The sequence below is a fragment of the Micromonospora sp. NPDC047465 genome (genome assembly GCF_040643125.1).
GTDB lineage: Bacteria > Actinomycetota > Actinomycetes > Mycobacteriales > Micromonosporaceae > Micromonospora.
This window is the reverse complement of record NZ_JBEYTP010000004.1, coordinates 111,256-132,367: the sequence shown is the minus strand read 5'-3', so window position 1 is coordinate 132,367 and position 21,112 is coordinate 111,256. Positions and strand designations below refer to the sequence as shown.

Sequence of the window (21,112 nt, the reverse complement as noted above, 5' to 3'; positions counted from 1 at the left end):
GGTCAGTCGGTGCGGTGTGCCGTGGCCCTCATGGCCTCGACGTAGTAGTTGTGGCTGCTCTCCCACCGGCCGTTGCTGTCCGACCCGAGGGCCGAGTACGACTGCCGGTACATCTGGACGACCGCGATTCCGTTGATGACCTCGTGGGAGCGACTGTCGAGGCGGTCGAAGATGTCGTCGCCCAGGTCTTCGACGACGCGGGGGTCCTTCGTGCCGCGGCAGCGGATCTGCACGCCTTGGATCACGTCGGCCATCCCGGGTGGGGAGGCGACGACGTACGGGGCGAGGGTGATGATCCGGTCCGGGCTGGTGGGGATGCCGCGGATGACGATGCCGACCTCGGCGGCGGTGTACGACGGGCCGTCCGGGCGGAAGACGCCGATGTCGGCGGCCTGGAGGTCCAGAGCGAGGCCGGTCAGGAGTCGGGAGGTCCAGCCGTCACCGGTCGCCACAGTCAGCCTCCCAGGGGCTTGCCGGCGGCCTTCGCGATCAGCGCCAGCATCACGTCACGTTCCTCGTTCATCGGGTCTTCCAGGTACTTCGCCTTGCGGCCGTCGTCGTGGCGCAGCGTCATGTCCTCGTGCTGGCGGACCGCGTAGGGCCGGTCGTAGGAGACGGCCACGGCGCCCGTCGACGGGTCCTTGGACACCTCGCCAGACCGCTCCAGGTCGCCTTCCTCGTGCGGCGCCTGGCTCGACGACACCTGCAAGAGGTGCTCGGCGGCCAGCTCCAGGCCCTCCATGGACGCGCCCTTGAGCGCGGCGAGGACGTCGTCACCGTCCCAGGTCAGCTCGAAGGCGTCGTCGGCCACGGCTCACTCCAGGGACAGTTCGACGTGCTCGGGCAGGTCCAGGCCGTGGTCCTCCATGACGCTGACCGCCAGGACGCGGGCGGTGCGGCCGGTCCAGGGCAGGGTGACCAGCGACCCGGGTGGCGCGGCGGTGCCCATCGGCGCGAACACGGTGGTGCTCGACACCCCTTCGGCGCCCTCGGCGTCCTGGGTTTGGACAACGACGCGGCGGGTGGTGTCGTCGACGACGCACGGGCCCACGTCGACGGGGTCCGCGTGGACGTCTCCGTACGCGCCGGAGCCCTCGTACGCCTGCACCTGGATGGTCCGCGGCTCCGGGATGTGCCAGTCGACGAACTCTTCCCACGTCACGGCTCACCTGCTCTGCGGGCCGTGGCCGGTCAGCCCGGCCGCCTGGAGGATCGTCCACGCCTGCTCCCACAGGCCGCTGATCTTGACCGGGGCGTCGTCGGCGGAGGCGGCCTGGACGGCCAGCCGGCCGATCGAGAAGCCGCCCCGGCGGGTGCGGCCGGTGCCGGTGACGTCGCCGTGGTCGAGGCCGGCGGCGATCTGCTCCAGCGTCGCCTCCCGCAACGCGTTGACGACGGCCGCGTCCTCTGGGTCGTAGACGGCGCAAAGCAGCGCCCGGTCAACGTCCCGGGAGGCCCGGTCGAGGAGCTGCTGCGCGTTGACCGGTGTCTTGCCGAGCTTGTTGTTGAGCTGCTCGATGGTCGCGTACGCCACCGCTCCCCCTTCGGGTACGGGCGGGGTGGCCGGGCCGCGAACCCGACCACCCCACGAATCACTCGGACGCCGGACCGACCCGCTCGGACTTGCCGGTCTCCAGGTTGCGGCGCAGCTTCACGCCGCCGACCTCGTACTCCTCGTACCGGTCCTTCTTGGCGTCCCGGTTCGGGTCCGGCGCGCCGGGCTCCGGTGCCTCGCCGGTCTTGACGTAGCCGACGACGGCCCCGACCCCGTCCTTGGCCGCCTCGGCGAGCTTGTCGCCGGCCACGACCACGGTGGACACCCGCTCGCGCGGATTGGTGGTGTCGGCCGGCCCGTCGCCCGGCGCAGTGATCTGCCGCTCGCCGGGCACCTGGCCCTCCGCGACCGTGGCCTGCGGCGCCGGCTGGCCGGTGGCGTGGCCCTCCGCGGCGACCTTCTCCGCCGCCTGCTGGGCCGTCTCGGTGTCCCCGGTCTCCTTGGCCTTCTGCTGCTGGCTGCTCCGTGCGCTGGGTGCCATGACCCGCGCCTCCCTTCGGTGGTGTCGTGCCGGTGGCCGGCGCGGGTTACTGGTTGAGGACCCCGGTCAGCCGCGCGGCGGCCTTGCCCGCGAACACGGCGACACCGGTGAAGAACTCGATCCGGGTGCGGTAGGCCGGCTTGGCGTCCAGCTCGCCCAGGTCGCGGACGTCGACTCCGCCGTTGGTGAGGCCGGTGACGCCCTTGTCGCCCTCGTCCTGCCCGTACTTGACGGCGTAGATCGAGCTGGTGGTGCCGGCGGCGGTGCCCTGGGTCTCCGTCTGCGGCAGGATCCGCACGCCGGCCGCAGTGTCACCCGGGTCCAGGACGGGGATGCCGTTCCACGTCAGCACCCGCTTGCCGGTGAGGTCCTCGCGAACGATGTCGACGCCGCCGAGCCGCCGACCGGCGGAGCGGATCTTCGCCAGGATGGCGCTGTTGGCGTACAGGGCGCCGTTCTCGCCGTTGATCCCGGGCACCAGCGAGATCAGCTCGTCGAGCTTGTCGAAGAACGCGTGCACGTCCGAGTCGCCGTTGCCGAGGACCGGTGCACCGTTGGCGCCAGCGGCGATGACCTGGCCACCCGTGAGCCGCTTGCGGAGGCCGTCGAAGCCGTTCGGCGCGTCCCCGCCGCCAGCCACGTCCCCGTTGAAGAACGCGTCCTGGAAGCGGTAGCTCGCGGCCTTCACCTTCATCGCGGTCTGGACGGCCCGCTGGTCGTTCAGGTTGGAGCGGGTCTTCGCGATGAACGTGTCGACGTCGGCGTCACCACCGAGGATGACCAGGGACTCGGTCGCCTGGTTGATCACGCCGGTCGACTCGGTGTACTGCCCGTTGACCGCGCGGAACTCCACGCCGGGCAGCGTGCCCTCCGAGTTGTAGGCGTACGCGTTGCCCTCGATCTCCATGAACGGGATGCGGTCGAGGATGGGGCTGACCTGGACGAACGTCTCGATGACGCCGCGCTGGAGGTCGTTCTGGCTCAGGACTGCGGCCTGGGCAAGGGTCACCGCCACGGTGGACTCCTAGGGTGAGGTTTGGCTGTAGGCGTGTCGAAGCCGGTCGACGCCGGTCCCGACGTGTTGCTGTGCGCCGCCCGCCGGTCCGCCGCTGAAGTCACCGCCGGAGCGCGCCGGCCCTGTGGGCTGCGGCGGCGTCGGGGGCTGCGGGGGTGCCGGTGGGGTGGGCTGGCCCTGGCCGGGCTGCCCGCCCTGAGCGGGTGCCGGCTGGGCCGGAGCGGCCATCCACGGGTTCGCTGCCAGGACGCCCTGGATGGTCCAGGGCAACCGCTGGGCGTAGTCCGGGGCGTTCGGGTCCAGCTGGGCTGCGGCCTGCTGCCAGGCCATCGACCCGACGAGGGCCTGCGGGTTGACGCCCAGCTGCGGGGCGAGCGCCCACGCCTGCTGGGACACCGCGGCGACGCGTAGCTGCGTCGTGTGCTGCTGGTCCCTGGCGCGGAGCCGCTCGATCTCCTCCCGCGCGCCCTTCGGCAGGCGGGCGAAGTCGTAGCCGCCCTGGCCGTCGTCGCCGTCGGCCGGGGCCGGCGGGGGCGGGTAGGCGGCCGGCAGCATCGGGTACCCCTGGCCCGGCTGGGCCTGCGGGTACGGCTGCGGCGCGTACGGCTGCTGCTGGGGTGCGGGCTGGACCGGCTGCGTCGGCGGCTGACCGGGCGCCTGCGGCTGCTGAAGCCACGCCGGGACGGCGGGCTGCGGCTGCTGCGGGGGCGCGGCCTGCGGCACGTAGCCGGGAGCCTGCGGTGGCGCGGTGTACGAGGCCGGCTGAGCGTGCGGCTGACTGGGCGGCTGCTGGGCGGGCTGCCCCTGGGGGGCGGCCGGCGCGGCGGGCGGCGCAGTCTGCGGCTGCTGGGCGGGCTGGGTCATCAGTGAGCCTCCGGCTCGTGTCGGAATGGTGACCAGCGGTCCTTGCCGCTGGCCTGTACCGTGCCCGGGTCACCTACAGGGAGGTATCGATGCGGACACGTCACATCTGGGTGGTCGCCGTGCTGGTCGGCGCGCTGGCGGGCTGCGGCAGCGAGAAGGAGCTGGCGTCCCCGGCGGCGAAGCCGGGCGCGCAGCAGGTCGCGGACGCCATCGCGGCGAAGTGGCCGCTGCCGAACCCGCGCGACACGTCCGACGGCTGCAAGGCGAAGCAGGGCGACACCGGGCCGGGCTGCACGTCGCGGGTCACCACCGACGCGGTGACGGTCACCGAGTGGCCGGACGAGCAGACCGCCAAGAAGGCGGCCGACCTGGGCAAGACGAACGGCGCGCGGCAGGCCGGCCGGTACGTGCTGACCTGGAACGGCGACCAGGACCTCACCAGCGACGAGGCGCGGGCCGACATGGTCCGCATCGCCGGCAGTCTCTAGCCGGGCAGGTTGCCGGCCCCGACCTGCTCGCGGTAGCGGAGCCGCTTGAGCTCCGGGTTGGCGGCGAGGTGGTCGCGCATGGCGGCCTGCCACTGGCGGACCTTCGCCGCGGCGGTCGCCTTGCCGACGTCGTCGAGGGCACCCGCCTCGCGCTCCTTCCACCGGCGGATCTGCCGCTCGATGGCCCGCTGCCGGTCCTTGGCTTCGTATCCGGCCGGGTTGGCGGTGGGCCGCGCCGGGCGGCGAGTCGCCCCGGGCAGGTACGCCCTGAGGCTGTGCGTGCAGTTGGGGTGCATCAGCCCGTCCGCGCGGGCCTCGTCCACGGTGCCGGCGATGTCGACCGTCACCGTGCCGTCGCCGACCATGCTCGGCATCTCCACCCGGCCGCGCCGGCCGCCGGAGATGGCCAGCACCTTGCCCTCCCACGGCCGGCAGCGTTCGCACTCGCGGGGGCTGTCGGAGACGATGACGAGGTCCAGGCCGAGCGATCCGAGCCGGTCTGTCTGGCCCTGGACGGCAGCCCTCTGGGTAACGGTGCGGACGGCCATCTCCACGTACGAGGAGAGCCGCCACACCCGGCCGGCGGAGTCGGTAAAGCTGGACACGCCCTGGTCGATGAACCGCCGGTAGGCGAACTGGCTGGCCTGCCGGCGGGTCTGGCCGCCCGCCACCGACACCGCGGTCGCCTGCTGAATGACGGCCCGGTACACGTCCAGGACATGCCGCAAGACGTTGCTGTGCCGCTCGCCCACGTCCTGGATGAGCGCGGCGGCCAGGTTCTCGATCACCCCGGCGCGGGTGATCTGCTCGGCGACGACACCGGCCGCGCGGACCGCGTCCGGGTCACGCGGTAGCAGCTGCGCCGGCAGCCCGGTGGTTGCCGCTGCCTGCCCGCTTCGGTACGCCTTGGCGAGGGCCTCGCGGACCTGCTCCGCCCCCTCCGCCTCGACCACACGCAGGATCTGCTCGACGGTGCGCCGGAGTGTGGCCAGCGCGCCGAGCCGTGTGACAGCCCAGTCGGGGGCTTCCATGCCGGCGAGCAGATGCCGGGTGACCTCGCGGAGGATAGCCTGCTCGGCGACCCGGTACAGGTCGACGCTGCTGCGGGCGATGGCCTCGATCTGGTCGCCGGTGAGGGCCATGGGTCACTCCTGCGCCGGGGGCTCCTCGGTGCCCTGGTCGCCGCCGTCTCCGGCGGCCGGATCGTTGCCGGCCAGCGCGCCGAGGCTGGTCCCGACGTCGACGACGGGCGGGGCGTCACCCTGGATCCGGTCGACCTCCTCCTGGATCTCGCCGTCTTCCCAATCAGGGTGGAGGGTCTTGACCTTCATCCAAGTCGAGATCGCCTCCGCGGCGGCGAGCAGTTGGAGCGTGCGTGCCTGCGCCTCCGGGTCCTCGGAGACGGTGTCCCCGAAGCTGACCTGCGGCACCTCCGGCGTGACTGCGGTGCCGAACGCGCGCACATCGACCATGAGCAGGGTCTCCAGGAGCATCGCCAGCTCAGGCCGGAAGTGCATGATCTTGGCGTCGCGGCCGATGAACGACTCCCGCTGCCGGGCGCTGACCTCCGTCGCCGTGACCGCGGCCCCGTCATCCATGCCGAAACTCTGGGCGCTGTAGCCGGCAGTCTCGACGATGGTCCGGGTTAGCTGCTCGGCGATCCGTAGGTGCTGGTCGACGCGGATGTCTGGCTGGAACGTCTCCAGGTTCAGGCCGCGCTCGTCGTCGCCCATCGTCTGGAGGCCGACCAGGATCTCCCTGGCCGCCTCCCACACGGCACCCTTGCCGGGGCCGAGTGAGGTGAGATACGACTCGGGCACGTACACCCGGGCTACGCCGATGCGCAGGTCCCGCATCAGCGACGACCAGGTCTCGTCGAGCGCGTCCAGGAGTCCCTCAACGCCGTCGTAGTCGGACCGGCCGAGGTCGACGGCGGCGGGAATGTCCGCCCAGATCCGGGTGGGGGTCGCGTTCGGCACGTAGGCCGCGGTGAGCCGGCCCGGGACCGTGGCCACAGCTGCGGCGCGGCCCTGCCACTGGACGCCCTCCATGGTCTTCAGCCAGGCCGTGTCCCGCCAACCGCCGACGTCCACGGGGTCGCCGAGCTGGTCGGGGGTGCCGCGGTAGACGCCGTGCCAGATGACGCCCGTCTCGTGCCGCTCCAGGTACCGGATCACCGTCTGGTTGGAGCGCTCCAGTTCCCGCCAGAACGTCACCGCAGTGAGCATGCCCCAGCGGAATTCGGGGACGGCGGTGGCTGGGTCGACGCGGGAGATCCACGGGCGGGGGCGCAGGCTGCGATCCCAGACGATGCGCAGGTAGGTGCCGCTCTTCGCGGCGCCGACCTCGGCTGCGGCGAGGAGCGTGGCGTGCGCTCCGTCGTCGACGAGCTCGTCCAGGCGGGCCTGGGTCTTCGCGTCCGCGGCAACGAGGGTCGGCGGCTCGCTGAACAGCAGCCGAGCGGACGTCTGCGCGATATCCGCCGCGAGGGGCACGTGCAACTTGGCCCGCCGCTCGCCCTCCGGGATGGGCTCGCCCCACCACCAGCGGGCCGCCTTGCCGAGGAATCCACTGCGGTACTGCGCCGGACGGTTGCTGGGTCGGCGGCTGTGGGAGTAGAGGTCGGCAAGCTGGTCCGGCTGGCCGGCGTACCACGCCCCCCACTCGTCGATCTTCGCGAAGACGGGGGCCAAGTCGCGAGGCGGCCACGCCTGGCGGGGGTCGGAGGGCAGCGGCATGCGGGGTCCCTCCTACTCGGTGGGCGGGGTGACGGTCAGGCCGAAGACGGGGATCGGGCCGGCGAAAATGAGCCACACGTGGCCGCCAGCGGCGAGCTTCTCCAGGTCGCCAGGCTCCAGCTCGCAGCGCACCATCGCGCGCTCGAAGCCGCCGTCGACGAGGCCGTCGAAGAGCGCCTCCACGGGGCTGACGCCGGGCGGGCCGGCGATGACGCCCTTGATCGAGCCGGGGTGGGCGGCAACCTGCTCGTCGGGGATCGTGGTGGGTCGCATCAGACGCGCGGCGGCCAGCACCAGGTGCCCGGCGGGATCGTGCCGCCGGCCGGCTCGTGCCCGTCTGCGGGCTCGCCCCGCTTCCGCGAGGTCACCCAGTGCTGCTGGATACCGTCGAGCTGGACGACCAGGTTGGCCCCGGAGCCGCCGAACACCGCGGTGACGATGGCCGGGTAGACCTGGCCCGCACGGACCGGGTTGCGGTGCTTCTGGACGGCGATGGGGTCGATGCCGGCGTTGATTGCCTTGGCGTCGGCCTCGCTGATCCGGTAGTGGACGATGCGGCCGATGGTGGGCTGCATGGTGGCTCCCTTCGCTAGGCGGCGATCTGGAGGTTGGGGCGGACGGTCGGCCGCCACAGGTTGCGCGGGGTGTGCACGGCGTACCGGGTGGCGTCGATGCCGTGGTCGGCGACCTTGATGGGCTTGTCCTCGCCCCTCTCCGCTGCCTTGTCGTCCCAGCAGTAGCCCGGGATCTCCAGCAGCAGCTCTCGGCACGACTCATGCACGTCGAGCAGGCCGAGGGCGAACAGCGTGCTGAGGGTGCTGATGCCGGGCAGGACGTTGTTGTCGGCCAGGCGGGCGCCGACTCCGTCGTTGTGCAGCTGCACCCGGAAGTTCGCCGCCGAGGGGTCGACGATCGTGTACTCCGGGGCGACGCCGGTGACGTCGCTGCGGGGTACGGGCACGGTGGTCAGCCACTGGCGCAGCTCGCGGGAGTATTCGGCGTCGGAGAGCTGCCGGCGTTTCTGGGCGGAGTCCCAGCGCCATTCGCGGGTGATGTGCAGCCGCCGGTCCGCGCCCAGGCCCAACACCACGGCGTGGAACGGGTTGCGGGTGCCGTGGTCGACGCCGAGGCTGATCCACCGGCTGATGGCGGGCAGGTCGGAGACGACGTGGCGCTTCTCGTCGAACATGTCGAAGATGGCGCCCTCGGCCGGCACCCAGAGGCCCTGGATGTACCGCTTGAAGAACAGGCCCACGTACTGCCGCTTCAAGCTCTCGACGAAGTCCGGGGAGAGGTGCGGGTTGTCGTCGAGCGTGAACGAGAACCTGTGCAGGTCGAGCGGTTCCGCGGCGTGGCCGGTGGAGGTCGTGCCGTCGTGGCCGACCCACAGGGCTGACCGGTCGAGCATCCGCTTGAGCCAGTGCACGGGACCGGCGGGATTGCAGGTGCCGAAGAACTGCGCGCCCGGGATCGACAACCGAGTGCCGAGCATGTCCCAGAGCTCTTCGGGCCAGGTCGCGACCTCATCGCCGTACGCGCCGGCCAGGGTGAGACCTTGAATCTTCTCGACGGCGCGGGCGTCGTTGGCGCCTGCCGTGTAGATGCGCCGGCCGAAGAGGTAGAGCTCGCCGGCACCGGCCATGTAGCGGCACCGCTTCGACCCCACCATGTCGGTCATCGGGTCGATGACGTTGCGCTTGAGGGTCCGCTCCGTCTTGCCGATCATGGCGAGGTTGCCGCCGGGTCCTGTGCGGACGTACTGCATCCAGCGGAAGGTGCTCGCCACGGTCTTGCTGCTCCGGACCGCGCCCTCCCAGATGTTGTAGCGGGCGGTGGCCAGCTTGACCGAGCGCTTTGCCTTGCCGGTCAGCGGCTTGATCATCAGTCGTCGCCGTCCTCGGTCATGTGCTCCAGCCAGGCGTCCACGCCGGAGGTGGCGACGTCGGCGCGGTCGTGCTCGGCGATCTTCAGCGCGGTGGCCATGAGCGCCTGGACGCTGGTGGCGATGGCCCTCTTGTCGGCGAACGGCGGCTCGTTGTGCTCGACCTCGTTGTAGTCGTTCTCCTTGCCGCCGAAGTTGAAGACCTTGGCCTTGTCGAACATCTGGCCGAGGAGTTTCTCGGCGGCGGCCAGGGCCTGCTCCTCGATGCGGGCGCGGCGGGTGGCGGCGTCGGCCTTGCGGGCCTCGGTCGCGGCCGCGGTGCGGGCACCGCCCCGCTGGAAGCTGAGGCCCAGCTCGGCGGCGATGGCGGAGACGCGCTTCTGGTGGATGCCGGTCTCGCGGCTGATGGCGTTGCGGCCCTTGCCCTTGGCGTGCAGCTCGGCGACCTGTTCGCGTTCGCGGTCGGTGAAGGGGGCCATGGTCACCTCACGGCGTCACCTCGCCAGGCATGGAGGGGAATGTGGTGTCCGGTGTAGAGGTTGACCACCGGTAATGGCCGGCGGTAGGGCCACCGACCCAAGGAGCACACCCATGAGCGACGGACAGATCACCCTGGCCTGCACCAACCCGAGCTGCAAGAGCACGAACGTCGCCTTCGTGCGGGAGCACATCGAGCCCCTCCAGCGCGCATGGGGAGGTCAAGTGCTCCGGCGACAGCAGACGGTCGAGTACGAGTGCAACGACTGCGGTGAGGACTGCACGTTCAGTCGCGTGATCTAGTAGTCGGGGTGTGCGGGCAGGCCGGCCACCACAGCGGCCTGCCCGCGTCCCCCCGCGCCCGCGCGTCCCGACCCCGGACGCAGAACAGCCCGGGAGCCGTACGGCTCGACCGGGCTGCGGGCACACTCCGCCTGTAGCGGTGAGTGAACAAATGATCAGGCTGCGGCGGTGGCCATGTCAACTCGACGCGGCCGGCCGCGTGTCGACCGCCGCTTGGCGGCCTCGATCGTGGCGGCCTCGTCGAGGGGCGAGTAGGCGGTGCGGCCGACGCGGATGATGGTGAGGTGGTCGCGGTCGCGCCAGCGGCGAACCATCGCTTCGGTGACATCGGAGCCGAGGACGGCGGCCAACTCGGCCGCCGTCCCGTACCTCCGCCCGTTTACGGCAATCACTGGCCCGCTGCAAGGGTGCCGACGGAGAAGCCGGCAACCTCAGAGATCCGGCCGCGCCACAGCATGGTTCCCTGATTCGGCATCAGCTGAGAGCCCTGGACGTATCGCGCGTTGATGAGGTGGATGAACACGTACTGCAACGTGGACACGAAACCGTCCTCGCCGTCGGCTGGCTTCCCAACCTCGCTCATCAGCTCTCCAAGCTCATCGGCGAGGCTGCGTGCATCAGGTCGGTCTGCCGCCTGCTCGATGAAGTCACCCAGCTCCTGGAACCATCGGTCACGGCCAACCAGAGTGCCGGTGACGAGCCCGCCACTGACGCTGAGGGTGACTCCGAGCTCGAGGCCGCCCTCCTGGGCACCCTTCGCGAGGATCTGGAGTACCACATCCGGAAGCGAAGCGTCGGGAAGCTCCGGAGTGTCTTCGGGGGAGGGCTTTTGGTGGGTGGCAGTCATCGGCATCGTCCCTGCTCTCGGTTACCAGAGGGGTGTAAGCCGGCGATCGAGAGACCTGACCGTGCCTACTCGTCGATGGTACGGGTGAACCGCGAGAGAAGCCTGATCGGTAGCTTCCTAGGCTGATACCCGGCCCGTTACACCATAAGAGTCATTCTTGGGTCACTTATCTGAGCGTCGACTGTGAGCAGTTGACCTTGAGCGGGTCTTAGCCGGCGTCTGCTTTGCCGCCTGCTCCTCGCTCCGCTTCTCCCTCCGCAGCGCGTTCTGGATTTCGCGCTGGGCCTTCTTGGCGTGCTCCAGTCGACGACGCGCAAACTGGAGGGCAGTCTCTGCGCTGGCTAGTTCAATGGCCGATTCCTGCGCCTGAAGCGTCCAGATCGCGAGCTGGTCGTCATGGCCAACGGATAGCACGGGGTCGCTGGCTTCGGTGAAGTGATCGAGTTGACCTACGCGCAGCTCGATCTCGTCACGTTCGGCGATGGCCTTGCAGTACTTGATGTAGGCCTCCGCTGCTGCGACGTCACGGACATAGATGGCGACGTCCATGTCGATGAGGGCCGCTCGTCTGGTTAGCCACTCAACGGCTGTTGGTGCCTGCTCGTCGTCGAACTCAGGAGGCAGGGCAGCTTCGAGAGCTTCGATTTTCGGCTGTGCCTTCTCGTAGACCTCGTCGTGTTGTCGATCAAGGGGCTCAATCTGCTCGTCAAGCTGGCGAGTTCGCGCTTCGAGCTGTTCACGGTAGGGCCTCGCGAGCTTGATGAGGGGAATCTCGACTTCCTGGTAGTCGTCGCTCATGGCTGCACGGTAGTCACTCGGCGCTGCTCGGTGCGTCCCCCGCGACCGCACCGATGACGGCGTCACGGGGCCAGATGTGGGCGGCGCCCTCCACCGCCCCGGGCATCCCGCACGGGCAGCCCTGGCCGACGCACAGCCGGCCGGTGGCGCACACGACGGTCCACGCATCGACGGGGCCAGCGGTCTGCACGACGAGCTGCCGCTCCCCGCAGTGCGGGCAGGGGACGCCGGTGAGCGGCTGGGCGGGCCGCGGCTGGCGGATGGCCTCGCGGGCCCAGGCGTCCTCATCGGCCAGGTGGCGGGCGACGATCCGCGCGGTGCCGGGCTGGACCTTCGGCATCATGGCGAGGATCCGGGCGATCGGGTCCATCCCGAAGGCGGCGTCGGGGCTGCGGTGGTCGAGCTGCCCGGCGAGCCAGTCGAGTTTGCCGGACAGCCGCTGGTCGAGGTCGGCCCAGGTGGTGTCCCGGGTCGGTCGGCTGGCGAGCAGGAGGAGGCTGCTGGTGGGGTCGCCGTGGCCGCCGACGCCGTGGCGGATGCCGTATGCGGAGCTGGAGCGGAGCACGGGGGCGGCGTCGAGGAGGCCGTGGGCGTTGCGGCGGGCCTCTTGGAGGGCCAGCTCGGCGAGGCGGCGTCGGGCCGCCTGGAGGGACCAGGCGGCGGCGGTGGCGTGCAGGTGGTGCGGAGAGGTCACTTGCGGTCCTTGCGGCGCTCGGCGGCGGCCAGGGCGTCAGCCACGGTCCAGCCGTTGACGGTGATCTTCGGGGCGTGCTCGGCGGCGAGGCGCAACGCCTCGTCCAGGGCGAAGCGGTGGGTTGCGAGCCACTCGTCTTCGCGCTCGGACGGGATGGACTCCCAGTCCCACTCGCCATCGGTGCCGAGGCACCGGCGGTAGCGGGTGACGGCCCAGAGGCCGCGGCCCCGGTACGCGACGGTGATGGCGTAGCTGTGGGCGTTGATGTCGTCCTCGGGGAGGGCGCAGACGGTGTACTCGGTGGGTCTGGGCTCGATCTTCACGGGCGGCGTCTCCAGGTGACGATGAGGGCGACGAGCAGGTACTGGCCGAGCCACACGGCGCACACGGCCTGGACGACGGCGGCTGCCGGGTCCCAGGTGACGTCGAGGGCGGCGGTGGCGGTGAGGATGGCGGCCACCCCCGCCGCCAGTGCGGCGGCGAGGGCGACCAGGAGGCGGCGGATCACCGGGACACCCCGGGCAGCTCGACGGTGACGTCGGCAGCGGCGTCGCGGTGCGGGCACGCCTGCCAGACCCGACCGTCGTCGTTAACCAGGTCGACGATCAGCGCGTACGGAGCGCTGGGGTGCTGCTCGATGCGGCGGACGGTCCAGGTGCCGCGCCAGGGCGATCCGGGCACGTCGTAGGTGCGGCGCTCGCCGGGGCGAACGTCGGCCCAGGTGCGAACGGGTGTGGCGATCGGGGGCGCGTCGAGGGCGAAGAGGTCGAGCTGGCCTTGCACCGGTCAGCCCTCCCGCTCGTCGAGAGCGGCAAGGACGGCCTCAGTGCATCGCTCCCGCACTACCGGCAACGGCACGCTGATCGGCCAGACGTCCTGCAGGGCGCGGCTGATGGCGTTGAAGACCAGGGCGGGTAGCTCCTGCGCGCGACGCGGGCCGGCCTGTTCCATCGCGTCCAGGGCAGCCTCCACCGCCCGCCACACCCGGGCGTTCTCACACGCCCTGCCGTAGTCGGTGGTGGCGACGGCAGGGGACGCGGCGATGAGCGCCCACACGGCGTCCCAGGCCGGCTGGCGAGGGTGCGGCTGTTCCTGCGCGCGAGGGGCCTCCCGCTCAAGCCGGCTCGGGCGGCAACCCGAGCACCCGGGCAGCGGAGCCACGTGCACGGGGCAGCGCGGCTCCTGCGCGCGACGCGAGGAACCGAGGCCGGCCGGCGAGGTCATCGGGTTCGGGCGGCTGAGCTTCTCGGCGAGGGCCTGGAGCAGTTCGGCGTAGCTGGTTGGGAGCGGATGGCAGGTGGTGAGCCAGTCGCGCAGCAGACCGGGGTCGGCGGCGAGCATGCCGATCTGGCGGGCGATGTCGCGGTGGACGTGGTCGCGGGCCTGGTCGCGTTCGGCGAGGGTTTCGCGTACGGCTCGGGTCTGGCTGCGGAGGTCGTTCTCGGTGGCGTTGAGGCGGGTGTGGAGTTGGGTGTGGTGTGCCTGGAGTTCGCGGAGCTGGTCGAGGGCGTCGTCGCGCTCCTGTTCGGCGGTGGCGGCTCGGGCATCGAGGCGTACGCGGTCGCTGGCGTCGAGGTAGGTGGCGAAGCTGGGCCGGTGGGTGGGTGCGGCGTCTCCGGCGGCGTACGGGGCGTCGGCGGGCTGCTGGATGGCGGCGAGGACGGCGTTGGCGTCGGTGGTGGTGTGGTCGGGCCAGGTGACTGCGACGGCCGCGGTGGAGATGAGCCGCCGGAGGGCGGTGAGGGCGGCGTCGTCGAGGTGCGGGTAGCCGCGGTTGTGGAAGTGGCCGCGGAGGGTGCTGGTGTCGGCGTCCTTGGCGAGGGCGGTCAGGAGGTCGGCGATGTGTTTGCGGGCCTCGGTGGGGCTGAGTGGGGTCTGCTGGGTCATGGCGGGCTCCTCAGGCGGCGTCGGTGGCGGGGAGGTGGACGTCGATCACGGGGCGGTCGAAGCGGGGCTCGTCGACGTGGCGGCGGTGCTGGGCGGGCCGGGTGCGCGGGCGCCGGCGGCGGGTGGAGCGGCGCGGGGTGACCTGCTCCTCCATCGACTGGCCGTAGACCTCGGCGCAGCCGCGGCAGACCTTGAGGTGCCACCAGTCGGTGTTGCCCATCTCGCTGTCGGGCGGGAGGGAGGCGAGGAGGTAGCGGTCGCCGGGCTGGATGGTGGTGTGGCACTTGCCGGTCTCGCTGCCGCAGCGGTGGGTCTTGCGGGCGGTACGGGCGATGCGGATCTCAGCCATGGCGGCGGGTCTCCTCGATCTCTTCACGGATGGCGCGGGCTCGGGCGGGGGTGACGTACGGGTACTGCTCGCCGAGGGCCTCGTCCTCGTCCTCGGGGGGCGGTGGGGGCACGTGGGCGAGGGCGCGGGCGATGGCGGCTTGTGCGGACGCCTGGGCGCGCCGCTCGCCCGGGGTGCGATGCCGGGGCAGCGTGGTCATCCGGTCTCTCCCTGGGCGGCTCGGTGGGCGGCGCGGGCGGCTGCGCGGCGTGCGGTGGCCTCTGCGATGGCCTGGGCGGCGCGGTCGGCGCGGCGCAGCGGGTTGCCGGGCGGTCCGGGCACCGGAGCGGGGAACAGGCTGCTGGTCCGGTCCTCGTTGGGAGTGGCGTCAGGGTTGCCGGGGACGAGGCGGAGAGCCGGCGGGGCGTCGCTCGCGTGCGCGCGGTCGTGAGTTGCGGTCTCAGGCCGGGGTGGTTGCTGGTCCTCGGCGGAGGTTTCGCTTGTCGACTCGTTCCGGCGGCCCGAAGGGTCGTCGGGTCGCCGGGGGTCTGGGGGCGGCGCGCCCCCAGTGGTGTCTACGGCAGGGAGGACCGGAGGTACGGGGAGCCTTACTTCCTCTTGTGGGTCCTCTCTTGGTTCGTCGTGGTTCCTAGGGGGGACAGCGGCGGTCCCCCATTCGGGACACCCGGTGTCCCCCTCAAGGGGACTGCTGGTGTCCCCCTCAGCGGGACACCCGGTGTCCCCCTGGATTTCCACGGTGCAGTGACGGGCACCGATGGCCTGCGGGGTGTTCAGCAGCGTCAGCCGATAGACGGCGTTCTTTCCCGCGCGGCCGGCGGAGACCCGCTCGATTGCGGTGTCCTTGATCAGGTCGCCGATGGCGCGCTTGAGGGTGCGGTCGGCGGTGTCCCGGTCGCCGCCGCGCTCGTTGCGCAGGACGGCGATGAGCGGGTCACGTCCGCCGAAGTAGGTCGCCGCGGGCACCTTGTCCGTGGCCTCGTCGAGCGCGGTGAGCGCCATCCGCACGACCACGCGGAAGGCGCGGTCGGGGAGATGGCTCCACCTGGCGAGGACCAGGGAGACGAGGCGTGCACCCACGTTGGGCTCCTGACTGTCGTGCGGTCTGTGCGGGGTGGCTGGCCGGGCCCAGGGGAAGCGGGCCCGGCCAGCCCGGTCAGGCGTCGGCAGCGACCGGCTCGGGCACGGCGAGCGGGAACGCCCAGATCGACCGCTCCGGCTTGTCGCCCTCGGCGGGCACCACGACCTCCCACGGCCCGCGGAACAGCCCGTAGGCGGCCCAGTCGCAGCCGCGGGTGTTCGTCGGCTTCGGCTTCTTCAGCGCGCCGAGGGAACGGCCGATGCACTCCTGGCCGGCCATGCCGGGTGACGCGCCGGCCTCCTTGAAGTCGGCGGGGGTGGCGACGTCGCCGCAGTGCGGGCAGCGGAAGGCCCACTTCATCGGGTCGTCGCCGAAGAGGGCGGCGGCCTCGGTCATCAGCTCGTCCTGGGTCAGCTTGCGGTGCTTCAGCGCGGTGGTCATGCGGCTCGGGTCTCCTCGGTCGTGGTGGCGGGCTGCCCCTTGGCGGCCCAGTAGGCGGTCCTCTTGCGGTCTCGGTCCCGGGCCCGCTCGGCGTCCCGGCACGGGTCGCACAGCGGCTCCCCGTGGTACCGGTGCCGCTGCGCGGCGGCGTGCGTGCCGTGCGGCTGCAACCCCTGCTCCTCGACCCGGCTCTGCACCGTCCAGGCGGTCAGCGCGGTCCAGGACCGGTCATCGGGCACGGCCGCGGCAAGGACGAAGAGCAGGTCGAAGCGCTCCTGGTAGGTGGGCAGCGCGGCGGCGAGCCAGCGGGCGTTGGCCTGGGGGTCGTCGTCGCGGACGCGGACGGCGAGTTCGGCGGCGACTGCGGCGAGGTGGTCGGCGTACTCCTCGCGGGTCACCGGTCGTCTCCGATCCGGCGGAGGTGCTCCGCCTGCTCGGCGTCGACCCGGGCAACCGCGTCCTGCCGGTGCACCCCGTTGGCCTGGGCCCGGCCGCAGATGCACGGCCGCTGCCCGTTGTGGTCGGCAGGGATGACGGAGGACGGGATGTACGGGTGCGGGCGGCCCGTGCGCCGCCGGCCGCGGCTCACCGCTGGCCCCTGTAGATCTCCGGGGCCGTGATGCGGCCCTCCCGCACGTCCTTCGGCAGGTGCCCGATGTGCCAGTGGCCGGCGACGAGGGGGCACGGGTACGCCCGCATGCCCTGGCTGTCGCGGTGCGCGCGGAGCTGCCGCCGGGCCAGCTTGCGGCTGGGGTAGAGCCGCTTGCCGTGCTGGTCGCAGTAGCCGATGTAGCTGGGTCGCCGGTCGGCCATCACGCGCCGCCCTGGAGCCGGGCCAGCTCGTCACGGAGCCGGTCGACTTCGGCGCCCAGCTCGGCGCGGAGCGCGTCGACGCGGTCGACCTCGTCCCGCCACCGGCCGCAGTCCTCTGCCACCGCGTGCGCCAGCAGGTCCGCCTGACCGAGCAGCAGGGGGTCGGCGGCCTGGCCGGAGTCGCGGGCCTCGCAGTAGGCGACGTACCGCTCCCCCATGGCGTCCCGGTCGGGCATGGTGATCGGGGCCCGGCCCGGGGCCGGCGTGGTGCCGGCCCCGGGGAAGCGGACGACCACGCCGGCGGGACGCTCGGCGTACATCGTGCAGCCGCAGGCGCGGTGCTCGCACCGCTTCAGGACGCCCCGCTCGGGTCGGTGCAGGGGGGCCAGGTGGCCGCACTTGCACCGACCGGGCTCGACGGCGGCGATACCGTTCGCGGCCCCCGGGTCCTGGCGGCTCACCGGGTGACTCCCGCCATCTCGGCGGGCTCCAGGTGGCCCTGCCGCTCTCCGGCCAGCAACGCCAGGCCCTCCGGGGTGACGTCCCCGGCGGGACGCTGGGGGTGCCGCTGCCGGGGGCAGTCGCAACCAGCCGTCCGGCACGCCGTGCACCGCTTCATCACGCAGGCGTCGCACAGCACCGGGCGGGCCTCGACCACCGTGGCGATCTGCTCGCGCAGGTCCCGCAGATCGATGGCCGGCGCGATGGGCCGCTCCGCGTGGCCGCAGCCCACGCACACCTCGATCGGACCGCCGGCGTTGAAGCTGGGCCGGACGCGGCCGCCGCAGATGGTGCAGTCGGGCAGGATCGCGGTCACGACGCCGCTCCCAGCTCCTCGGCCGGCGGGGTGTTCTGCGCGATGTACGACTCGGTCCGCTCGATCACCCGGGCGACCTCGTCATCGGTCAGGTCGTTGGTGCTGGCGACCGGTCGGCCGGCGACGTCGCTGACGAAGGCCAGGCGCTCGTCGCGGTCGGTGATGTCGGCCTGGCCGAGGAGGGCGAACATCTTCCGCCGCTGCGGGTCGTTGCCCGGGTTCTTCGGCGCCGGCGGGAAGAGCTGCTCCTTGCGGGCCTTCCACTCGGTGCGGAAGTGCTCCAGCTCGGCCGGGCTGATCCGGCCCTCCTTGGCGGCCTCGCCGCCGTCCTTCCACAGCCGGCGGAGGCCGGTCTCGTCGGCGGCCTTCTTGAGGTCGTCGAGCAAGCCCGTGGCGGCGGCCGACAGGGCGGCAGGCGGGCCTGAGACCGGCCGGCTGGCCGGTGGTCCGGACACCGGGCGGGACTGTGCGGCCGGTTCGCCGTCCGGGCCGGCGTCACCCGCCCGCAACGGGGCCAGGTCCCGGACGTGCGCCTCACCCGGGTTGCAGCGCAGCACCTCGAAGATCAGCCGCTCCAGCTCCAGGCCGGGCACCTTGCGCGGCTTGTCGCTGCCCGGCTGGATGCCGGCGTGCACCGACCGGGCGCCCACGATCAGCGGGTGGTCGTCGCGGGACATCCGGACCCAGGCGGTCGCGTCGAACGCGAGATCCTTGTGGCCCTCGACCTTGTAGACCTTCTGGCCGGTCGGCGCTCCGCCGCCGCCGATTTCGGCGACTTCCTTACCTCGGGCGGTGACCACCGCGATGCCCGGCCACGTCATCAGCATGGTCATCAGCCGGCGGTGCCGGGCGTTCGCGTCGTTCCAGAAGTTCGGGGAGACGACGATCTCTGCGTTCGGGTCGTTGCGGAGCTTCTTCCGGTTGCTGTCGGTCGCCCGGGCCCGGTTGGTAGCCCAGTCCTTCAGCATGTCCCAGAGAGCGGTCATCGAGTCGATGACGAGGACGACCGGGGGCTCTCCGGCGTCGGCGGCCTGGCGGGCGATGTCGCGGATGGCCTCGACCGCGCCGATGATCTGGGGCCAGGTGCCGTCGTGCTCGACGATCTCGTAGCGGACGCCGGGGATGGCGCCGTACTCGTCGCCGGCTCCTTCGCCGAGGTCGATCCAGAAGGTCCGGCCGACCCGGGGCGAGGCGCTGAGGGTGGCGGCGGCCCAGCTCTTGCCGGACTTCTCGCCTCCCTCGACGAGGATGAGCGGCCACGGCACGCGGCCGGTGGGCTTGCGGGTGCGCAGGGCGGTCACTGGTCGGCTCCCTGGTCGATGTCGGTGTCGGTCTGCGGCTCGGTGGCCGCCGTGTCGGGGCTGCCGAGGTCGGCGATCCACTGCTCGATGGGGTCGGGCTCCTGGCCGGCGGCGAGGCTGTCGCGGATGTGGGCGGCGAGGACCTCGCGGGCGGTCACCGGGTGCCTCCCGGGGTGCCGAAGTCGGACGGCTTGCCGAGGTAGATGTCCCGCAGGGTTTGGTGGCCCCAGCGGGGCATGAGCGGCCGGGCCGGGGCGTCCGGGGTAAGGGCGGCCGAGGCGACCGCCCGCTGCTCGGCGAGGCGCCGCAGCACGGACAGCTCGGCGCGCAGCTCCCGCTCGGTGCGGTGGGCGGTGCGCAGGTCCCGGCGGGCCCCCGCCAGGTCGGCGGTGGTGTCCCGGTGGGCGGTGGCGTACGCCCAGGCCAGCAGCGAGGCGGTGGCCAGGGCGAGCAGCAGCACGACGACGGTGACGGCCAGGGCCAGGAGCGGCAGGGTGATCACGCGGCACCTCGCAGGGCCGGGTCGGTCAGCGGGGCCAGGCCGGGCAGGTGCGGCGGCAGCGTGACCTCGCCGGCCACCATGTACGTCTCGGGGGCCGGGTACTCGCCGAGGACGACGCCCCGCCAGTACGCGCACTCGACCGCGTCCTCGCACTCGCCGGGCAGGTGCCCGCACAGCGGGTCGGCGACGGTCAGGGTCTGGGCGGGGAAGACGGTGGGCTGCACGGTGGGCTGCCAGGGGCCGGACGGGATCGGCTGCGGGTCCGTCATCGGGCCTCACCGCCCTGCGCGGCGCGCAGCTCGGCGACCTCGGCGCGCAGCCGGGCCAACTCCGACTCCTGCGGCTCGGGCCTCGTCTGCGCCTGAACGTCCAGCCACGCCCCGTACTCCCGGCCGTCGAGCAGGATCCGGTGGAGGGTGAACGGGATGCCGTTGGCCGGGTCGACCTCGATGCTGCTGCCGAGGTACTCGGCCCACCGCTCCAGGTCGTCTCGGCTGTCCAGCACCCCGAGGTTGAGAGAGCTGCACAGCGTGTCCTTGAGGGGCAGCTCCAGGCGGACGATGTCGTCGGCGATGCGGTGCAGCTCGGCGGCCAGGAGCTGCCGCAAATCGGTGTCGCCGGCCAGGACGGTGACGCCCTCCTCGACGTCGTAGTCGACGGAGGTCCCGTCGGCGAGGACGGCGGTGACGGTGTCGCCGGTCCGCCGGATGTCGGCGATGGTCTCCTCGACGTCGAGCATGATGCGGTGCTCGGTGGTCAGGTAGCGGGCCTTGATCGCCCGGGTCTCCGGTAGGATCTGTTGCATCTGGACTCCTCGATCAGGGTTGGGTTGTCCGGGTGGGAGCCCCCGTTGCAGCGGGGGCTCGTTTCGTTCAGGCGGCGACCAGCTCCTGGTGGCTGTCGCCCTGCCGAGCGGCGCGGGACTTCTCCTTCTGCCGCTTGACGTACGCCTCGCAGGACAGGCGGCAGACCATGCGGGTGCCGCCGATGTAGACCGGCTCCAGCTCGCCCTCGGCGATCAGCCGGGCGACGGTCTGCCGGTTGATGCCGCCGAGCAGCTGGCCGGCGGCGGGGAGGCGCAGCACGAGGGGTGCGGTTTGGATGACGAGCTCGGGCCCGTTGCCGCGCTCGGCTCTCGCGTTGCCGTTCATGGCAACGAACATAGCAACTATGTTGCGTCGTTGCCAACTATGGCAACGCTCATACGTTCGGCTACTGTCTGGCAGGCCGGTCGGCCCTACGCTGTGGCTATGGCTCTCATCGATATCCGGCCCGTCGCCCTACCCCAACGCCCCCCGCCGGTTAGCCATGCGTGGCAAACGAGCCGCCGACGGCAAGCGGTAGCCGAAAACGGCACCTATCGTGACGACGTGCCGCCCAGACCCAGCGATGACCAGCGCGTCCGCTTGTTCGGCGCGTTCGTCAAGCGCGCCCTGACCGAGGCCCGGGAGCGCGGCCTGTCCATCGAGATGGTCGAAGAGCGCACCGGCATCGGCCGCGCCACCATCTACCGATGGACCCGGGCAGAGAGCCCCAATCCGCAGCGGGAGAAGGTCCTGGCCTTCTGCGAGGGTCTCGGTATCCCCGTCACCACGGCGTCGAAGATCCTCGGGTGGGACGGCTCGCGGCAGCCGACGGCTCCCGAGCCGATCGTTGACCCGGACATCCGGGCCATCCTCCGGAAGCTGAACGACCCGAACGTGCCGGCCGAGCAGAAGACGATCATCAGAGCTACGTTGAGGCACCTCGCCAGGGAGTGATGCACCCATGCCCCGACAGCCC

The 21,112-nt window shown here is 72.0% G+C and carries 39 protein-coding genes; 3 read left to right on the top strand and 36 right to left on the bottom strand.

Features of this window, described 5'->3' with window-relative positions; translation table 11 throughout:
• Nucleotides 1-2: 2 nt before the first annotated feature.
• Genes ABZ793_RS06195 through ABZ793_RS06165 form a run of 7 tightly spaced genes read right to left on the bottom strand, consistent with a single transcriptional unit; the run spans nucleotide 3 to nucleotide 3,915 of the window.
• Nucleotides 3-452, bottom strand: a complete 450-nt coding sequence (locus tag ABZ793_RS06195; protein ID WP_357452698.1) for a minor capsid protein — start codon at nucleotides 450-452, stop codon at nucleotides 3-5.
• Nucleotides 453-454: 2 nt separating this feature from the next.
• Entirely contained in the window at nucleotides 455-811 is a 357-nt protein-coding gene (locus ABZ793_RS06190) for a hypothetical protein (RefSeq protein WP_357452695.1), read from the bottom strand.
• Between the two features lie 3 nt (nucleotides 812-814).
• Nucleotides 815-1,162, bottom strand: coding sequence for a hypothetical protein (locus ABZ793_RS06185; RefSeq protein ID WP_357452692.1), 348 nt, complete (start codon nucleotides 1,160-1,162; stop codon nucleotides 815-817).
• A gap of 3 nt (nucleotides 1,163-1,165) precedes the next feature.
• Entirely contained in the window at nucleotides 1,166-1,534 is a 369-nt protein-coding gene (locus ABZ793_RS06180) for a hypothetical protein (protein WP_357452689.1), read from the bottom strand.
• 58 nt (nucleotides 1,535-1,592) lie between these two features.
• Nucleotides 1,593-2,036 (bottom strand): hypothetical protein, encoded by a 444-nt coding sequence (locus tag ABZ793_RS06175; protein ID WP_357452686.1) that lies wholly within the window; start codon nucleotides 2,034-2,036, stop codon nucleotides 1,593-1,595.
• Between the two features lie 46 nt (nucleotides 2,037-2,082).
• Complete coding sequence (locus ABZ793_RS06170; RefSeq protein ID WP_357452683.1) at nucleotides 2,083-3,051, bottom strand: major capsid protein; 969 nt, start codon at nucleotides 3,049-3,051, stop codon at nucleotides 2,083-2,085.
• Nucleotides 3,052-3,060: 9 nt separating this feature from the next.
• Nucleotides 3,061-3,915, bottom strand: a complete 855-nt coding sequence (locus ABZ793_RS06165) for a hypothetical protein (protein WP_357452680.1) — start codon at nucleotides 3,913-3,915, stop codon at nucleotides 3,061-3,063.
• A gap of 89 nt (nucleotides 3,916-4,004) precedes the next feature.
• Between ABZ793_RS06165 and ABZ793_RS06160 the strand changes: the two genes are divergently transcribed.
• On the top strand, nucleotides 4,005-4,403 hold the full coding sequence (locus ABZ793_RS06160) for a hypothetical protein (protein ID WP_357452677.1): 399 nt from the start codon (nucleotides 4,005-4,007) through the stop codon (nucleotides 4,401-4,403).
• Here ABZ793_RS06160 and ABZ793_RS06155 read toward each other — a convergent pair.
• The 6 genes from ABZ793_RS06155 to ABZ793_RS06130 are packed head-to-tail and all read right to left on the bottom strand — an operon-like array spanning nucleotide 4,400 to nucleotide 9,502.
• The gene (locus ABZ793_RS06155; protein ID WP_357452674.1) at nucleotides 4,400-5,545 is read right to left on the bottom strand and encodes a phage minor capsid protein; all 1,146 of its coding nucleotides are present in this window, start codon (nucleotides 5,543-5,545) and stop codon (nucleotides 4,400-4,402) included. The genes ABZ793_RS06160 and ABZ793_RS06155 overlap by 4 nt on opposite strands.
• 3 nt (nucleotides 5,546-5,548) lie before the next feature.
• On the bottom strand, nucleotides 5,549-7,141 hold the full coding sequence (locus ABZ793_RS06150) for a phage capsid protein (RefSeq protein ID WP_357452671.1): 1,593 nt from the start codon (nucleotides 7,139-7,141) through the stop codon (nucleotides 5,549-5,551).
• Nucleotides 7,142-7,153: 12 nt separating this feature from the next.
• On the bottom strand, nucleotides 7,154-7,414 hold the full coding sequence (locus tag ABZ793_RS06145) for a hypothetical protein (RefSeq protein WP_357452668.1): 261 nt from the start codon (nucleotides 7,412-7,414) through the stop codon (nucleotides 7,154-7,156).
• Nucleotides 7,414-7,716, bottom strand: coding sequence for a hypothetical protein (locus ABZ793_RS06140; RefSeq protein ID WP_357452665.1), 303 nt, complete (start codon nucleotides 7,714-7,716; stop codon nucleotides 7,414-7,416). The genes ABZ793_RS06145 and ABZ793_RS06140 overlap by 1 nt, the downstream gene beginning before the upstream one ends.
• A gap of 14 nt (nucleotides 7,717-7,730) precedes the next feature.
• The gene (locus tag ABZ793_RS06135) at nucleotides 7,731-9,023 is read right to left on the bottom strand and encodes a PBSX family phage terminase large subunit (protein WP_357452662.1); all 1,293 of its coding nucleotides are present in this window, start codon (nucleotides 9,021-9,023) and stop codon (nucleotides 7,731-7,733) included.
• Nucleotides 9,023-9,502, bottom strand: coding sequence for a helix-turn-helix domain-containing protein (locus ABZ793_RS06130; protein WP_357453169.1), 480 nt, complete (start codon nucleotides 9,500-9,502; stop codon nucleotides 9,023-9,025). Before ABZ793_RS06130 ends, ABZ793_RS06135 begins: the two co-directional genes overlap by 1 nt.
• A gap of 112 nt (nucleotides 9,503-9,614) precedes the next feature.
• On the opposite strand from ABZ793_RS06130, the gene ABZ793_RS06125 reads away from it, so the two are divergent.
• The gene (locus ABZ793_RS06125) at nucleotides 9,615-9,803 is read left to right on the top strand and encodes a hypothetical protein (RefSeq protein ID WP_357452659.1); all 189 of its coding nucleotides are present in this window, start codon (nucleotides 9,615-9,617) and stop codon (nucleotides 9,801-9,803) included.
• Nucleotides 9,804-9,958: 155 nt separating this feature from the next.
• Here the strand turns inward: ABZ793_RS06125 and ABZ793_RS06120 are convergent, their stop codons facing one another.
• The 23 genes from ABZ793_RS06120 to ABZ793_RS06010 form a co-directional block, all read right to left on the bottom strand.
• Entirely contained in the window at nucleotides 9,959-10,153 is a 195-nt protein-coding gene (locus tag ABZ793_RS06120) for a hypothetical protein (RefSeq protein ID WP_357452656.1), read from the bottom strand.
• 38 nt (nucleotides 10,154-10,191) lie between these two features.
• Nucleotides 10,192-10,650 (bottom strand): hypothetical protein, encoded by a 459-nt coding sequence (locus tag ABZ793_RS06115; RefSeq protein ID WP_357452653.1) that lies wholly within the window; start codon nucleotides 10,648-10,650, stop codon nucleotides 10,192-10,194.
• 162 nt (nucleotides 10,651-10,812) lie between these two features.
• The gene (locus tag ABZ793_RS06110) at nucleotides 10,813-11,448 is read right to left on the bottom strand and encodes a hypothetical protein (RefSeq protein WP_357452651.1); all 636 of its coding nucleotides are present in this window, start codon (nucleotides 11,446-11,448) and stop codon (nucleotides 10,813-10,815) included.
• A 13-nt stretch (nucleotides 11,449-11,461) separates the two neighbouring features.
• Nucleotides 11,462-12,142, bottom strand: coding sequence for a hypothetical protein (locus tag ABZ793_RS06105; protein WP_357452649.1), 681 nt, complete (start codon nucleotides 12,140-12,142; stop codon nucleotides 11,462-11,464).
• On the bottom strand, nucleotides 12,139-12,465 hold the full coding sequence (locus ABZ793_RS06100; protein ID WP_357452646.1) for a hypothetical protein: 327 nt from the start codon (nucleotides 12,463-12,465) through the stop codon (nucleotides 12,139-12,141). Before ABZ793_RS06100 ends, ABZ793_RS06105 begins: the two co-directional genes overlap by 4 nt.
• Entirely contained in the window at nucleotides 12,462-12,650 is a 189-nt protein-coding gene (locus ABZ793_RS06095; protein WP_357452644.1) for a hypothetical protein, read from the bottom strand. The genes ABZ793_RS06100 and ABZ793_RS06095 overlap by 4 nt, the downstream gene beginning before the upstream one ends.
• Complete coding sequence (locus ABZ793_RS06090) at nucleotides 12,647-12,925, bottom strand: hypothetical protein (RefSeq protein WP_357452641.1); 279 nt, start codon at nucleotides 12,923-12,925, stop codon at nucleotides 12,647-12,649. The genes ABZ793_RS06095 and ABZ793_RS06090 overlap by 4 nt, the downstream gene beginning before the upstream one ends.
• 3 nt (nucleotides 12,926-12,928) lie before the next feature.
• Nucleotides 12,929-14,029, bottom strand: coding sequence for a hypothetical protein (locus ABZ793_RS06085; RefSeq protein WP_357452638.1), 1,101 nt, complete (start codon nucleotides 14,027-14,029; stop codon nucleotides 12,929-12,931).
• Between the two features lie 10 nt (nucleotides 14,030-14,039).
• Complete coding sequence (locus ABZ793_RS06080; protein ID WP_357452635.1) at nucleotides 14,040-14,378, bottom strand: hypothetical protein; 339 nt, start codon at nucleotides 14,376-14,378, stop codon at nucleotides 14,040-14,042.
• On the bottom strand, nucleotides 14,371-14,577 hold the full coding sequence (locus tag ABZ793_RS06075; protein ID WP_357452632.1) for a hypothetical protein: 207 nt from the start codon (nucleotides 14,575-14,577) through the stop codon (nucleotides 14,371-14,373). Before ABZ793_RS06075 ends, ABZ793_RS06080 begins: the two co-directional genes overlap by 8 nt.
• Entirely contained in the window at nucleotides 14,574-15,455 is an 882-nt protein-coding gene (locus ABZ793_RS06070; protein WP_357452629.1) for a hypothetical protein, read from the bottom strand. The genes ABZ793_RS06075 and ABZ793_RS06070 overlap by 4 nt, the downstream gene beginning before the upstream one ends.
• A gap of 76 nt (nucleotides 15,456-15,531) precedes the next feature.
• Nucleotides 15,532-15,897 (bottom strand): VVA0879 family protein, encoded by a 366-nt coding sequence (locus ABZ793_RS06065; protein ID WP_357452626.1) that lies wholly within the window; start codon nucleotides 15,895-15,897, stop codon nucleotides 15,532-15,534.
• On the bottom strand, nucleotides 15,894-16,295 hold the full coding sequence (locus ABZ793_RS06060) for a hypothetical protein (protein ID WP_357452623.1): 402 nt from the start codon (nucleotides 16,293-16,295) through the stop codon (nucleotides 15,894-15,896). The genes ABZ793_RS06065 and ABZ793_RS06060 overlap by 4 nt, the downstream gene beginning before the upstream one ends.
• Complete coding sequence (locus tag ABZ793_RS06055) at nucleotides 16,292-16,486, bottom strand: hypothetical protein (protein WP_357452621.1); 195 nt, start codon at nucleotides 16,484-16,486, stop codon at nucleotides 16,292-16,294. Before ABZ793_RS06055 ends, ABZ793_RS06060 begins: the two co-directional genes overlap by 4 nt.
• Nucleotides 16,483-16,710, bottom strand: a complete 228-nt coding sequence (locus ABZ793_RS06050; RefSeq protein WP_357452618.1) for a hypothetical protein — start codon at nucleotides 16,708-16,710, stop codon at nucleotides 16,483-16,485. Before ABZ793_RS06050 ends, ABZ793_RS06055 begins: the two co-directional genes overlap by 4 nt.
• Nucleotides 16,710-17,171 (bottom strand): hypothetical protein, encoded by a 462-nt coding sequence (locus ABZ793_RS06045; RefSeq protein ID WP_357452614.1) that lies wholly within the window; start codon nucleotides 17,169-17,171, stop codon nucleotides 16,710-16,712. The genes ABZ793_RS06050 and ABZ793_RS06045 overlap by 1 nt, the downstream gene beginning before the upstream one ends.
• Nucleotides 17,168-17,527: a hypothetical protein gene (locus ABZ793_RS06040; protein ID WP_357452611.1), complete on the bottom strand. Its 360-nt coding sequence runs from the start codon at nucleotides 17,525-17,527 to the stop codon at nucleotides 17,168-17,170. Before ABZ793_RS06040 ends, ABZ793_RS06045 begins: the two co-directional genes overlap by 4 nt.
• The gene (locus tag ABZ793_RS06035) at nucleotides 17,524-18,828 is read right to left on the bottom strand and encodes an AAA family ATPase (RefSeq protein WP_357452608.1); all 1,305 of its coding nucleotides are present in this window, start codon (nucleotides 18,826-18,828) and stop codon (nucleotides 17,524-17,526) included. The genes ABZ793_RS06040 and ABZ793_RS06035 overlap by 4 nt, the downstream gene beginning before the upstream one ends.
• Entirely contained in the window at nucleotides 18,825-18,986 is a 162-nt protein-coding gene (locus ABZ793_RS06030; protein WP_357452605.1) for a hypothetical protein, read from the bottom strand. The genes ABZ793_RS06035 and ABZ793_RS06030 overlap by 4 nt, the downstream gene beginning before the upstream one ends.
• Entirely contained in the window at nucleotides 18,983-19,330 is a 348-nt protein-coding gene (locus ABZ793_RS06025) for a hypothetical protein (RefSeq protein WP_357452601.1), read from the bottom strand. The genes ABZ793_RS06030 and ABZ793_RS06025 overlap by 4 nt, the downstream gene beginning before the upstream one ends.
• On the bottom strand, nucleotides 19,327-19,599 hold the full coding sequence (locus tag ABZ793_RS06020) for a hypothetical protein (RefSeq protein ID WP_357452598.1): 273 nt from the start codon (nucleotides 19,597-19,599) through the stop codon (nucleotides 19,327-19,329). The genes ABZ793_RS06025 and ABZ793_RS06020 overlap by 4 nt, the downstream gene beginning before the upstream one ends.
• A complete protein-coding gene (locus tag ABZ793_RS06015) occupies nucleotides 19,596-20,135 on the bottom strand; it encodes a hypothetical protein (RefSeq protein ID WP_357452595.1) in 540 nt (179 codons plus the stop codon). The genes ABZ793_RS06020 and ABZ793_RS06015 overlap by 4 nt, the downstream gene beginning before the upstream one ends.
• A gap of 67 nt (nucleotides 20,136-20,202) precedes the next feature.
• The gene (locus ABZ793_RS06010; RefSeq protein ID WP_357452592.1) at nucleotides 20,203-20,481 is read right to left on the bottom strand and encodes a hypothetical protein; all 279 of its coding nucleotides are present in this window, start codon (nucleotides 20,479-20,481) and stop codon (nucleotides 20,203-20,205) included.
• Between the two features lie 99 nt (nucleotides 20,482-20,580).
• Between ABZ793_RS06010 and ABZ793_RS06005 the strand changes: the two genes are divergently transcribed.
• On the top strand, nucleotides 20,581-21,090 hold the full coding sequence (locus ABZ793_RS06005; RefSeq protein WP_357452589.1) for a helix-turn-helix transcriptional regulator: 510 nt from the start codon (nucleotides 20,581-20,583) through the stop codon (nucleotides 21,088-21,090).
• Nucleotides 21,091-21,112 lie beyond the last annotated feature (22 nt).